Consider the following 13,110-nt stretch of genomic DNA (forward strand, 5'->3'; position numbering starts at 1 on the left):
CGCCCTCCACCGTGGACCCGGACGGACGACGAGCGCCCCGCCGGTCGGTCGGCGGGGCGCTCGGAAGCGGACGGGTTCAGAGGTTGACGGCGAGGCCGGGCCCCTCGGCGACCCGCCGGCCGTAGTCGGAGTCGCACTGGCTGAAGTGCCAGACCATCTTCTCCTGGATGTGCTTGTCGCACCGGGCCAGGTTGGTGACCAGGTTGAGGATCAGGTCGTCCCGCTCCCAGTCGGCCATCTCGGGTAGCGGCGGCCGGCCTGCGAGTAGTTGTTCTGCCGCTCGATCGGGGCCTTCATGATCTGCCCCGAGGCGAACGGGCGGTACTCGCGGTAGGACTCGTCGGCCTCCTGAAGCCCGGCGACCGAGGACGGCTCGAAGTTGATGTGCGGGTCGGCGCCGCGGTTGTCCACCCAGTACGACATCGAGCCACCGGTCTGGTTGGTGCTGACCACCACGTCCTCGCGGGGCCGGTTGACCGCCGACCGGCAGGTAGGGGAAGTCCTCCTCGGGCCAGAGCTTGGTGTCGTCGAGCGGGTCGAAGTCCAGCTCCGGGTGCTCGTCGTCGCTCATGACCTGCACGTTGAGCTCCCACCGCGGGTAGTCGCCGCGCTCGATCGCCTCGTAGAGGTCCTTGGACGCGTGGCCCAGGTCGGTGGCCTGGATGGCGTTCGCCTCGGCCTGGGTCAGGTTGTGCTCGCCCTGCTGGGACAGCCAGTGGAACTTGACCAGCACGCCCTCGCCCTCGGCGTTGACGAAGCGGTAGGTGTTCACCCCGGAGCCGCGCATGATCCGGTAGTTCTTCGGGATGCCGTACGGGGAGAGGAGCCAGGTCAGCATGTGCATCGACTCGGGCGTGTTCGACATGAAGTCGAAGATCGGGTTCGGCTCCTGCCGGAAGGTCACCGGGTCCGGCTTCAGCGCGTGGATCACGTCCGGGAACTTGATCGCGTCGCGGATGAAGAAGACCTGGCGGTTGTTGCCCACCATGTCCCAGTTGCCGTCCTCGGTGCGGAACTTCACCGCGAAGCCGCGCGGGTCGCGGGCCGCCTCGGAGGAGTCCCGGCCGCCGATGACGGTGGAGAACCGGATGGTGACCTGGGTCTTCCTGCACCTGGTCTGGAAGAGCCTGGCCCGGGTGTACGTCGACGCCGGCTGGTCGCCGATGGTCCGGACTGCTGGCAGCCGGGGGCGGCGGGGCGCTCAGGGTCGGATCCGACCCGCCTCACCCGGCCAAGCGCGGCTTCTGGAATGAGTCAAGTTCTGGCGAACCGTCACTCTGTGTGACTCGTCATGTCCGCGCGGGGGCGCGCCGGCGCGCCGGGATCCCGCCGGATCGGTCAGGAAAGTGCCGCGCAACGGGATTGGCGATCAGTGAGCCGAGGGAATACCACCGGGCGAAGGAGGAGGCCATGTCGCCCACGCAGGTAATCGTCACAGTCCTCGTCGTCCTGGTGATCGTGGCGCTGGTCGCGGGCGCCCTGGTGGCCGGCCGGCGCCGGGCGCTGCGGCGCCGCTTCGGGCCGGAGTACTACCGCACGGTCGCCGAGCGGGACAGCCGCACCGCCGCCGAGCGGGAACTGCGGGACCGGGAGCGCCGGCACGCCGAGCTCACCCTCACCCCGCTCTCCATCGAGTCCCGGGCCCGGTACGCGGCCGCCTGGGAGGAACTCCAGGTCCGTTTCGTCGACGCGCCGGGTGAGACGGTGGGCGACGCGGACGAACTTCTCACCCGACTCATCGCCGAACGCGGCTACCCCACCGGCGACTTCTCCGACCAGATCGCCCACCTCTCCGTCGAGCACGCCGGGACGCTCACCCGGTACCGGGACGCGCACGAGATCCACCTGCGCCACTCCCGCGGTGAGGCCAGCACCGAGGAACTGCGCCAGGCCGTGGTGCACTACCGGGCCCTCTTCGCCGAGCTGCTCGGCGAGGACCCGGTCGCGCCCCGGCCGCCCGAGCAGCGCCACCCGGACACCCCGCACGACGTCACGAACCGCTGAGGAGACCACCATGCGCCAGGAAGAGCAGCGGGTGAGCACGGAGCACCCCGAGGCCGTCCGGTCCACGCCGGTACCGGTTCCGCCGGGCGAGGACCGGGCCGACGTGCCGGAGGACGTGCTCTCCGACCGCGGCACCTTCGACGACCCGACGGTCGGCGGCGAGCGCGCCGCGGGCCGTACCGCCGACCGGCCGGACGGCGACCGCGCGGCCGACCGGCACGCTGACGCGGCCGACGAACAGACCGAGTTCCACGAGCCGGGCCCGGTGCCGACCGCGTTCGGGGCCACCAGCGTGGGTGGCGCGGTCGCCGCGTCCGCCCTGGCCAGCCCACGGCCGGAGGACGAGCCGGACCCCCGCACGGAGTGGACCGCCCGACCCGGCGACGGCGCCGCCGACGGCCCGCGCGAGGGCCGGCGCGCCGACCCGACGGCCGAGTTCCACGGGCCGCGCGGCGCGGCGGAACAGCGGCCCGGCGGCGACCCCGAGGAGCCGTCCGGCGCCCGGACCGTGCTGCCGCCGGACGCCACCGAGGGCGCCCCGCAGCGGCGCGCCGACCTGACCGACTGGGCCGGGAACCCGGACGCGACCGGGGCGGCCGGGTACGGCAGCGCCACGCCGGCCATGGTCGACCCGGACACCGCGAGCCGGCAGGCCGAAACCACGATCGGCGGGCAACCCGCGACCACCGTGCCCGCCGAGCCGGCCACCCTCTTCGAGGCGGACGTCGCGCAGCGGTTCCGGGACCGCTGGCGCGACGTCCAGCTGCGCTTCGTGGACGACCCCCGGGCGGCCGCCGGCGAGGCGCAGGCGCTGGTGGACGAGGCCATCCAGGCGCTCGCCTCGGCGCTGTCGGCGCAGAAGAGCCGGCTCGGCGCGTGGCAGGACGCCGGCTCGACGGACACCGAGCAGTTGCGGATGGCGGTCCGCCAGTACCGCGACTTCCTGGACCGGGTCCTCGGCCGCTGACCGACCCCACGGGTGCCCCCGACCGGACCGGCCGGGGCACCCGTGTGCCGGGTGCCGCCGCCATGGCGAATCCGAGGGGGTGTGGATCAACCTCTGGGCCGGCTCGGCATGCTCGTGTTCGGGGTGCTGATGCTGCTCTGGCAGTGGCGCAACCCGGCCGAGCCACCCGGGTCGCAGGAGGAGAAGCCGCCCTCCTGACCGGGACGTACCGCCCAGCCCGGGCCGGACGAGTGCGGTCTGGCGGGCATGGCACCCGCCCTGCCGGGGTAGGCCAGGGGGATCAGGGAACGCGCCTGGGACAGGAGGGCAGCGACATGACCGACCGTGACCGTGACCGCCCGCTGGAGGAGAGCCCGGAAGTGGCCGCGGCGGTGGAGGACGACACCGGCATCCCGCAGCTGATGACCGGGGGCGGCGCCGACCGGGACAATCCCACCTTCGCAGGGCCCGGTGACCGCGGCGAACGGAGCGCCGGCGAGAACCTGATCGGTGACCCGTACGCGGCCGGCACCGGGGCGACCGGGACCGGCACCGGCGCCGCCCCGGACAACATCCGCACCGGCGGCGAGCAGCCGTGGGACCCGGAGGACCTGGTGCTGGCCCGGGGCCAGGACATGACCCCGGAGAACCTGGAACGGGCCCGCCGCGACCTCGCCGAACTGGGCCGCGCCGCCATCGAGAAGACCGTGCCCTGACCACCGCCCTGGGGGCGCCCCGAGGGCGGCCCAAGATCCGCGCAGGAACAGGGAAAGAGTGGCCTCCGGGCGGCGGAAGGCCACTCTTTCCGTGGAAGTGCGCGAGCCGGGTGGGCGGGGTGGGTGGGCGGTGAGGGGCCCCCGGTCGACCGGTGGCGGTCGGCCGGGGGCCGGGGAACCTGCCGCTGGAGCGCCTCACCTACTGCCAGCGGCCGGTGGGCGTCGGCTCAGGAGAGCGGCGGGTAGGCGTTCTGCATGAGCTGAGCGAACTGCGCGGGGAACCAGGCACCGGAGATCGGCGCGTCCGGCAGGGCACCGGTCGGGTTGTTGCCGTTGCGCTCGTTGCCGCCGTACGTGGGGTCGCACATCCGGTCGAAGCCCTTGCCCTCGTTGTTCGGGATCTCCTTGCTGGAGCCGTCCGACTCACCCGGCGGCTTGACCCAGACGTACGCGTCGATGCCGGGCTCCGGCGCCGCCTTCGGGCGCTCGCCCAGACCGGCCCCGGACTGGTTGCACCAGTTGCCGGCGTGGATCCGGCGGTCCACCCGGCCACCGTTGACGTAGTCGTTGACGCTGGTCATCGGGCCCGGGCCGGAGGGCCGGGCGGAGCCGCCCCAACCGTTGCGGGAGGTGTCGATCAGCATGCCGATGTTGCTGTCGAAGCCGACCTGGACCAGCTTGTTGCGGAAGGCCTGGGCGAAGGACAGCTCGTCGACGTACTGGTTCCAGTCGATCCAGGTGGACTGCCGCACGGTCTGCCCGTTCACCGTGTCGGTGACCTTGACGTACGGCTCGCGCAGGGCGGAGTAGTTGGCCGTGTTCACGATGAAGCCGTGCACGTTCGCCACCGTGCTTCCGGAGGCGACCGCGGCGCTCTTCAGCATGTCGGCGGTCGGACCGAAGTTGCTGTCCCAGCCGATCCAGCCGTGGTGCGCGGCGTCGATGTAGTTGTAGACGTTGCCGATCGCGCCCAGCTTGGCCAGCGCGTAGCCGACCCCGTTGACGTACGCCCCGTTGGCCTTCACCGTGTCGCACATCGCGGTGCCGCCGGGCTGCCCGGAGGTGTTGGTCACCAGGTTCGGCAGTGAGTCGATCTCGATGATGTTGATGATCCGCAGGTTGGCGTACTTCGGGTCGCCCTGGATCGCGGCGATCGGGTCGATGTACTCGGCCTTGTACTTCGGCAGCTCGTCCGGGCCGAGCTCACCGTTGGAGGCGAGCGCCGCACAGTCCCGGCCGGGCAGGTTGTAGATGACGAACTGGATGTAGTCGGCGCCCTGGCGCAACGCCTCGTCCAGGTGGTCGCGTACCCCCATGGCGCCGTTGGAGCTGCTGTCCGGCGTGCCGTTGATGGCCGCGATCCGGTCCAGCCAGACGGCGGTGGGGTTGTTGGAGACCCGGTTGCCGCCGGCGACGGACTCGGCCTTGGCCTTCCACTCCGGGTTCACGTAACCCTGCGCGTTCAGGTACGGGTTGTCGACCTTGGTGCCGGGCGGCGGCGGGGTGGTGGGGGGCGGGGTGGTCGGCGGCGGGGTGGTCGGCGGCGGCGTGGTGGTGGGCGGCGGGGTGGTCGGGTTCGTGCCGCCGTTGCAGGTCACCCCGTTCAGGGTGAACGAGGTCGGCTTCGGGTTGCTGCCGCTCCAGGCCCCGTTGAAGCCGATGCTGACGGTCGCCCCGCTGGCCAGCGAGCCGTTGTAGGACTCGTTCTGCGCGGTGACGTTCTGGCCGGACTGGGCCCACCGGGCCGACCAGCCCTGCTGCACGCGCTGGCCACCGTCCGGGAAGGTGAAGCCGAGGGTCCACCCGTTGAGCGCGTCACCGATGTTCCTGATGTTGACGGTGGCGGTGAACCCGCCCGGCCAGTCGTTGGTCGTGTACGTCACCGCGCACTGGGTCGCGGCGTGGGCGACGGTGACCGGAAGCGTCACCAGCCCGCCCGCGACCAGGGTGCCCGCGCCGGCGAGCGCGAGGGCCCGGCGTGGGCCGGACATCCTTCTCCACACGTTCATGCCACTGATCTCCTTGGGCGAGACCGGACCCGCGAACGGCCCGGCACGGTGGCCCGATGGGCGTCCCTGCGCGGACGACCGCCGGCGCCAACGGGATTCTTCGGGGGTGCCCGACCCGGACGGGCGGTGGTGGTACGACGGCCGGCGACGGCCGGCCCGGCGGGACGTCGTCCGGCGGACCGGTGCCCTCGACTCCTGCCTGGTGCGCGGTGTGGCTCCCCGAACCGCGTGCGCCGATTCTTGCATGGGAGCGCTTCCATGGCAATGCCTCTATGTCCCGCTCGCCCGACCCGGGCATCGGAGCGAGCCCCCGCCGCCCGAGGCGCGACCCGGACGATCCCGCCGAGTCACCCCGCCGAACGCCGGACGGCGCCGACCGCGCCGGGGGTCGGCAACCCCTCGAGGCCCACCAAGCCGGTGACACTTGCCATTAAAGCCGCGTAGCACTCCTAGCGACTACTTCGTCGTCAAACTCTTAAACACGAATCTTTCCTCTCATAGCTCGTGAAAAGGTCTAACGTCGGTCCTAGCTCGGATGTCGCCGAGCCGAGGACAACAGGGGATGGAGTGACGCAGGTCATGGCTAAGAAGATGCTCGGGAAGGTCGTCGCGGGCGCCGCCCTCGGCGGTGCCTCGCTGCTGGTGTTCACGCCGGCGATCGCGTACGCCGACGGCGGCCACCACGACAAGGACGGCAAGGTTTTCGCCAAGCCGCACGTCGTGAAGCCCGGGGACAAGGTCAAGCTGCTCGAGGTCTGCGACGAGCCGCAGAAGCACGCGTTCGTGTGGTCGAAGGTCACCGGCAAGGTCAAGCTCAAGCCGGTCGACGGGCGCGGCGAGGACCACCGTGACTGGCGTGACGGAGGGGAGGACCGTCGCGACGAGCACGGCAAGGGCCACGACAAGGGCAAGGACCACGAGGACAAGGGCAAGGACCACGGCGACAAGGGCAAGGACCACGACAAGGGCAAGGACCACGAGGACAAGGGCAAGGACCACGGCGGCTACGGGGACGAGACCGGCAAGCCGCGGCCGCCGGCGGTGAACGGCCAGGGCGGCGGCGCCGCCGACTCCGGCCGCGAGGAGGACCGCAAGGACTGGAAGGGCGACGAGCACGGCCAGGACGCGGAGCACGACAGCGACTGGAAGGACCGCGAGGAGTCCGGCCGCGACAGCGACAAGAAGGACCACGGCGACTACGGCGACGAGTCCGAGCGGGGCGACCACGGCTCGGACTGGAAGGGCCACGACGAGTACGGCAAGGACCACGAGGACAAGGGCAAGGACCACAAGGACGGCAAGGACCACGAGAACGGCTGGTCCGACGAGGAGTACGGCGACCACGGCAAGGGCGAGGACCGCTGGGAGCACAAGCGTGACTTCGTCTACTACGGCGAGGCCAAGGTCGACCGGCACGCCAAGCCGGGCCGCTACAAGCTCGAAGGTTCCTGCGGCAAGGGCGAACTGGTCGTCCTGCCGCGCGGTGGGGTCGACGGCGGTGACGGCGGCGCCGGCACCGGCACCGACCGCGAGCTGGCCGCCGCGGGGGCGAGCCTGATCGGCGCCTCCGCCCTCGGCGGCATCGTGCTGCTGCGTCGCCGTCGGACCGATGCGTCCTACGCGTGACGTGACGGCGACCTGGGCCGGCGGCCGTCACGGGATTCCGTGGCGCGCCGCCGGCGCGGCCGTCGTCGTCCTGCTCGCCATGGTGGGCGCCGGCCTGGTCGGTGCGTCGCTCAAGGGCACGCCCGCTCCCCGCCCACCCCAGCCGCTGGCCCAGGCGGCGGCCACGCCGAGCGCCACGCCGTCGTTCGACACGTACGACGAGGCGCCGGCCGCCGTCGGACTGCCCCGCTCCACCCCCACCACGATCACCATCCCCCGGATCGGGGTCGACGCCAGCATCATCTCGCTGGGCACCAACCCGGACGGCACCGTCCAGGTCCCACCGCTGGAGCAGGCCGAGCTGGCCGGCTGGTACCAGCCGGGACCGAGCCCGGGCGAGGTCGGCAACGCGGTGATCGTCGGGCACGTCGACTCGGCCAAGATCGGGCCGGCGGTCTTCTTCTCGCTCGGCGCGCTGCAACCCGGTGACGCCATCACCGTCGCCCGTGAGGACGGCCAGGCGGCCACCTTCACCGTCGAGTCGGTCCAGCGGCACCCGAAGGACGCGTTCCCCACCGAGCTGGTGTACGGCCCCAGCGACAAGCCCGGCCTGCGGGTGGTGACCTGCGGCGGGGTCTTCGACCAGGCCGCCGGCAGCTACCCCGACAACGTGATCGTCCTCGCCACCCTGGCGGAGTGATCCGCCAGCACCGGAACGGTCCGGCCGGTCGGTGAACCCGACCGGCCGGACCGCTGTCTGGACCGCTCAGGCGGCGGCGGAGGTCCGCACCAGGGTGCGGATCTGGCGCAGCAGCACCGACAGGGCGGCCAGGTCCGCCCGGGACTCGTCGAACTCGCCCATCGCCCGCTCGGCCCGGTGGATCGAGGTGGCGTTGGACTGCTCCCACTGCAACACCCGCTCGTGCGGGGGCAGCGTGTCCGGCGTGGAGTCGAGCACCTCCGCGGTCAGCGCGGCCAGCGCGGCGTACAGGTCGTACCGCAGCGCCATCCGGGCCAGCGTCTGCCAGCGGTCCTCCCGCGGCAGCAGGGAGATCTTCGACAGCAGCGAGTCCACCCGGAACCGGTCGGAGAGCACGAAGTAGACCGAGGCGACCTCGCCCACGTCGCGTCCGCTGCTCGCCGCCGTCTCCACCACGTCGAGCAGCCCGAAGCTGTACATCAGCCGGGTCGCCTGCTCGGCCAGGTCGCGCGGCAGCCCCCGCTCGGTCATCGAGTCGATGTGCGCCGCGATGGCCTCCCGCTCGCTGCCGTAGAAGAGGTTCTCCAGCCCCGGCAGCAGCCGGGCAACCCCGTCCCGGAGCCGGGCGACCTCCGCCGGCACGTCGATCGGCGAGCGGCGGTTGGTCACCAGCCACCGCACCGCCCGGTCGAGCAGCCGCCGGGTGTCCAGGTAGACGTTGGTCTGCAGCTCCGGAGCGATCTTGTTGTCCAGCGCCTCCACCGCGTCCCAGAGCTCGCCCAGGCCGAACACCTCACGGACCACGACGTACGCCCGGATCACGTCCGCCGCGCTGGCCGCGGTCTCCTCGACCACCCGGAACACGAACGAGATGCCGCCCCGGTTGATCGCCTCGTTGACCAGCACCGTGGTGACGATGTCCCGGCGCAGCCGGTGCCGGCCCATCCGGTCGGCGAACCGCTCCCGCATCGGGGTCGGGAAGTAGTTGACCAGGACCTCGGTGGTCCAGTCCTCGTCCGCCAGCCCCTCGTTAAGGATCTCCTTCTCCAGGACGATCTTGACGTACGCGAGCAGCACGGCGAACTCCGGCGCGGTGAGCCCGGACTCGCTGCGCACCGCCAGTTCCTCGTCCGGCGGCAGCGCCTCCAGCGCCCGGTCCAGCGCGCCGGAGCGCTCCAGCTCGGTGATCATCCGGCGGTGCACCGGGAGCAGCGAGGCGGCCTGCGCCTGGGCGTTGTTCAGCGCCCGGGCCTGGTCGTAGTTGTCCCGCAGCACCAGCTCGGCGACCTCGTCGGTCATCTCGGCGAGCAGCTCGTCCCGCTCCGGTACGGTCAGCTCGCCGTCGGCGACCGCCGTGTTCAGCAGGATCTTGATGTTCACCTCGTGGTCGGAGCAGTCCACCCCGGCCGCGTTGTCGATGAAGTCGGTGTAGATCCGGCCGCCGGTCAGGGCGTACTCGATCCGGCCGAGCTGGGTCCAGCCCAGGTTGCCGCCCTCGCCGGCGACCCGGCAGCGCAGGTTCTTGCCGTCCACCCGGATCGCGTCGTTGGACTTGTCCCCCACCTCGGCGTTGGTCTGGCTGGACGCCTTCACGTAGGTGCCGATGCCGCCGTTCCAGAACAGGTCGACCGGCGCGGTGAGGATCGCCTTCATCAGCTCCTGCGGGGACAGCTGCGCCACGTCGTCGTCCAGGCCGAGCCGCTCGCGCACCTGCGGCGAGATCGGCACCGACTTGGCGGTACGCGGGTAGACGCCACCACCGGCCGAGATCAACTCCGCGTTGTAGTCCTCCCACGACGACCGGGGCAGCTCGAACAGCCGCTTCCGCTCCGCGTACGAGGTGGCGGCGTCCGGGTCCGGGTCGAGGAAGATGTGCCGGTGGTCGAAGGCGGCCACCAGCCGGATGTGCTCGGAGAGCAGCATCCCGTTGCCGAACACGTCGCCGGACATGTCGCCGACGCCGACCACCGTGAAGTCCTGGGTCTGGGTGTCGTGGCCCAACTCGCGGAAGTGCCGCTTGACCGACTCCCACGCGCCGCGGGCGGTGATGCCCATCTTCTTGTGGTCGTAGCCCGCGGAGCCGCCGGAGGCGAACGCGTCGCCGAGCCAGAAGTTGTGCGCCGCGGAGATCTCGTTGGCGATGTCGGAGAAGGTGGCGGTGCCCTTGTCCGCCGCCACCACCATGTACGGGTCGTCGCCGTCGTGCCGGACCACGTCCTCCGGCGGCACGATCTCGCCGCTGAGGATGTTGTCGGTGACGTCCAGCAGCGCCGAGACGAACTCCTTGTAGCAGGCCACCGCCTCGTCCCGGTCGCCCGGCTTCTGCTTCAGCACGAAGCCGCCCTTGGCGCCGACCGGCACGATCACGGCGTTCTTCACCATCTGCGCCTTGACCAGGCCGAGCACCTCGGTACGGAAGTCCTCCCGCCGGTCCGACCAGCGCAGCCCGCCCCGGGCCACCGGCCCGAACCGCAGGTGCACGCCCTCGAAGCGGGGCGAGTACACGAAGATCTCGAACTTCGGCCGGGGTGCCGGCAGGTCCGGGATCGCCTGCGGGTCCAGCTTGAACGCCACGTACGCCTTCGGCCGCCCGTCGGAGCGCTTCTGGTAGAAGCTGGTGCGCAGGGTGGCCTGCATCAGCGTCAGGTACGAGCGCAGGATGCGGTCCTGGTCGAGGCTGGCCACGTCGTCCAGCGCGGCCCGGATCTCGGCGACCAGCTCACCGCTGCGCTGCTGCCGCTGCGCGGTGTCCGTCGCGCCCGGCACGAACCGGACCTCGAAGAGCTCGACCAGCAGCTGCGCGATCCGCGGGTAGGCGATGAAGGTCGACTCCATGTAGTCCTGGGAGAAGACCGTGCCGGCCTGGCGCAGGTACTTCGCGTACGCCCGGAGCACCACTACCTGGCGCCAGGTGAGGCCGGCGCGCAGCACCAGCTCGTTGAAGCCGTCGACCTCGGCCTCGCCCCGCCACGCCGCCGCGAAGGCGTTCTCCACGTGCGGGCGCACCTCGGCCAACTCCTGGTGCCCCTCCGGCAGCCGGAGCCCGAAGTCGTACAGCCAGATCCGGCCGTCGACCCGCTCCACCTCGTACGGGTGCTCGTCGACCACCCGGACGCCGAGCGAGTGCAGCACCGGCAGCACGGCGGAGAGCATCATCGGCTCGCCGTAGCGGTAGACCTTGAACCGCACGTCCATCGGCTCGGCCTGCTCGGCCTCGGCCACGCGGCCCCCGGGACGGGGCGCCAGCTGCTTGCGGAACAGGTGCATCTCCAGCTGGCCGGGTTCCTCCAGCAGCTCCAGCTTGGCCAGGTCCTTCATCGCCTCGTACGGCGTGTGCCCGTCCTTGTAGCCCTCCGGGAACGCGTCGGCGTACCGGGCGAACAGGTGCTTGGCCTGCTCGTCGCCGAGCTTGCGCTCCAGCACCAGCCGGTAGTCGTCGTCCCAGAGCCGGGTGGCGTCGGCCAGTTCCTCGGCGAGCAGGTCGGCGTCGATGTCGCCGGGCGGCCGGTTCGGGTCGGTCCGGACGATGAAGTGCACCCGGGCCAGCATCGACTCGGTCACCCGGGTGGTGTAGTCGACGCCCACCCCGTTCAGCTCGCGCAACAGGATGTCCTGCATGCGCAGCCGGTTCTGCGTGGTGAACCGGTCCCGCGGCAGGTAGATCAGGCAGGAGATGAACCGCCCGTACGCATCCCGGCGGAGGAAGACCCGCAGCTGCCGGCGGCCGGCCATGCGCAGCACGCCGATCACCGCGTGGTAGAGGTCGTCGGTCTTGATCTGGAACAGCTCGTCGCGCGGGTAGGTCTCCAGGATCTGGAGCAGGTCCTTGCCGGAATGGCTGCGCTGGCTCAGGCCCGAGCGATCGAGCACCTCGGCCACCTTGCGGCGGACCACCGGCAGCTCCCGCACGCTGGTGCGGTACGCGGCGGTGGAGAACAGGCCCAGGAAGCGCCGCTCCCCGACCACCTCGCCGGCGGAGTCGAACACCTTGAAGCCGATGTAGTCGAGGTAGGCCGAGCGGTGCACGGTGGCCCGGGAGTTCGCCTTCGTGATGATCAGCAGGCGCTTCTCGGTGACCCGCTCGTGCGCCTCGGGCGTCATCGACGACAGCGACCGGGCCTCCGGCGAGTCCTGGCGCAGGATGCCCAGCCCGGTGCCGAGCACCGCCTCCAGCGCCTGGCCGCCGTCCGCGGCCCGGGTCAGCCGGTACTCCCGGTAGCCGAGGAAGGTGAAGTGGTCGTGCGCCAGCCAGCGCAGCAGCTCGACCGAGTCGGTGATGTCCTTCTCCGGCACCGGCGGCCGGTTGTCGCTGGTGCGGGCGGCGGCCAGCTCGTCGGCGAGGGAGAGCGCCCGCTGGCGCATTTTCGGCCAGTCCTCGACGGCCTCCCGCACGTCGGTGAGCACCCGCTGCAACTCCCGGCGCAGCGTGTCCCGTTCGGCGACGTCGCGGACCGGGTCGATCTCGATGTGCATCCAGCTCTCGACCAGGTCACCGGCGATCGCGTCGTCGGGCTCGACGTCCGCGCAGACCTCGGTCAGCCGGCCGAGCGGCTCCCGCCGCACCACCACCAGCGGGTGGACCAGCAGATGCACGTCGAGGTGGTGCGAGTTGAGCAGGGCGGTCACCGAGTCGACCAGGAACGGCATGTCGTCGGTGACGATCTCGATGACGGTGTGGTGCTGGTCGGCGTCGGGCTCGTGGATCCGCAGCTTCAGCTCGCCCGGGACGCGCTGCCGGGCCAGGTCGCGGTGGGCCTGGGCCGCGGCGAGCATCTCCTCGGCGGTGAAGCCGATCAGCTCCTCGTCCGGGGCGAACCGCCAGAAGCGGCTGACCAGGGTCGCCGCGTCGTGGTCGTCCCCGGCGAGCGCGACCGCCTGGGCCACCAGGCGCTCCGCGTTCGGTACCGGTTCGTCGAGCTCGGCGTCCTCCGCGTCCGCGGCCAGCGAATCCGGCGGCAGGCCCAGGTCGTAGATGGTGTCGATGCTCGAACCGGTCATCCCGGTCACTCCTGTGTCGAGTCGGCCGAAACCGTCCCCGTCGGTCGCCGAATCGAAGCTGTCGTCCCGGCTGGTGTCATCCTGCCGGAGGTCGGGTCCCGGTTTGATCGCCGGACGCCGGTCCATCGGTGC

The 13,110-nt window shown here is 71.6% G+C and carries 8 protein-coding genes; 5 read left to right on the forward strand and 3 right to left on the reverse strand.

Translation table 11 applies throughout. The features are described from left to right. Positions 1–76 precede the first annotated feature (76 nt). On the reverse strand, positions 77–1,183 hold the full coding sequence (locus FHX32_RS03815; RefSeq protein ID WP_486481074.1) for a catalase: 1,107 nt from the start codon (positions 1,181–1,183) through the stop codon (positions 77–79). A gap of 227 nt (positions 1,184–1,410) precedes the next feature. Here FHX32_RS03815 and FHX32_RS03825 point away from each other — a divergent pair, with 227 nt between their 5' ends. The 3 genes from FHX32_RS03825 (at position 1,411) to FHX32_RS03835 (ending at position 3,666) form a co-directional block, all read left to right on the forward strand. Next, the gene (locus FHX32_RS03825; RefSeq protein ID WP_167179482.1) at positions 1,411–2,004 is read left to right on the forward strand and encodes a hypothetical protein; all 594 of its coding nucleotides are present in this window, start codon (positions 1,411–1,413) and stop codon (positions 2,002–2,004) included. 10 nt (positions 2,005–2,014) lie between these two features. Then, entirely contained in the window at positions 2,015–2,971 is a 957-nt protein-coding gene (locus FHX32_RS03830; protein ID WP_167179483.1) for a hypothetical protein, read from the forward strand. A 314-nt stretch (positions 2,972–3,285) separates the two neighbouring features. After that, a complete protein-coding gene (locus tag FHX32_RS03835) occupies positions 3,286–3,666 on the forward strand; it encodes a hypothetical protein (RefSeq protein ID WP_167179484.1) in 381 nt (126 codons plus the stop codon). A gap of 227 nt (positions 3,667–3,893) precedes the next feature. Here the strand turns inward: FHX32_RS03835 and FHX32_RS03840 are convergent, their stop codons facing one another. Next, the gene (locus FHX32_RS03840; protein ID WP_167179485.1) at positions 3,894–5,675 is read right to left on the reverse strand and encodes a glycoside hydrolase family 6 protein; all 1,782 of its coding nucleotides are present in this window, start codon (positions 5,673–5,675) and stop codon (positions 3,894–3,896) included. 579 nt (positions 5,676–6,254) lie between these two features. Here FHX32_RS03840 and FHX32_RS03845 point away from each other — a divergent pair. Both FHX32_RS03845 and FHX32_RS03850 read left to right on the forward strand, forming a co-directional pair. Continuing rightward, on the forward strand, positions 6,255–7,301 hold the full coding sequence (locus tag FHX32_RS03845; protein ID WP_167179486.1) for a putative sodium/potassium/calcium exchanger: 1,047 nt from the start codon (positions 6,255–6,257) through the stop codon (positions 7,299–7,301). 1 nt (position 7,302) lies between these two features. Next, the gene (locus tag FHX32_RS03850; RefSeq protein WP_167182191.1) at positions 7,303–7,980 is read left to right on the forward strand and encodes a class F sortase; all 678 of its coding nucleotides are present in this window, start codon (positions 7,303–7,305) and stop codon (positions 7,978–7,980) included. A 66-nt stretch (positions 7,981–8,046) separates the two neighbouring features. Here the strand turns inward: FHX32_RS03850 and FHX32_RS03855 are convergent, their stop codons facing one another. Beyond that, positions 8,047–13,104, reverse strand: coding sequence for an NAD-glutamate dehydrogenase (locus tag FHX32_RS03855; protein ID WP_167179487.1), 5,058 nt, complete (start codon positions 13,102–13,104; stop codon positions 8,047–8,049). Between the last annotated feature and the right edge of the window lie 6 nt (positions 13,105–13,110).

This window comes from Micromonospora sp. CNZ280 (assembly GCF_011759515.1).

Excerpts from the sequence above, each read along its gene's own strand:
- FHX32_RS03825 (WP_167179482.1), top strand. The coding sequence starts at position 1,411 with ATGTCGCCCACGCAGGTAATCGTCACAGTCCTCGTCGTCCTGGTGATC.
- FHX32_RS03830 (WP_167179483.1), top strand. The coding sequence starts at position 2,015 with ATGCGCCAGGAAGAGCAGCGGGTGAGCACGGAGCACCCCGAGGCCGTC.
- FHX32_RS03835 (WP_167179484.1), top strand. The coding sequence starts at position 3,286 with ATGACCGACCGTGACCGTGACCGCCCGCTGGAGGAGAGCCCGGAAGTG.
- FHX32_RS03840 (WP_167179485.1), bottom strand. The coding sequence starts at position 5,675 with ATGAACGTGTGGAGAAGGATGTCCGGCCCACGCCGGGCCCTCGCGCTC.
- FHX32_RS03845 (WP_167179486.1), top strand. The coding sequence starts at position 6,255 with ATGGCTAAGAAGATGCTCGGGAAGGTCGTCGCGGGCGCCGCCCTCGGC.
- FHX32_RS03855 (WP_167179487.1), bottom strand. The coding sequence starts at position 13,104 with ATGGACCGGCGTCCGGCGATCAAACCGGGACCCGACCTCCGGCAGGAT.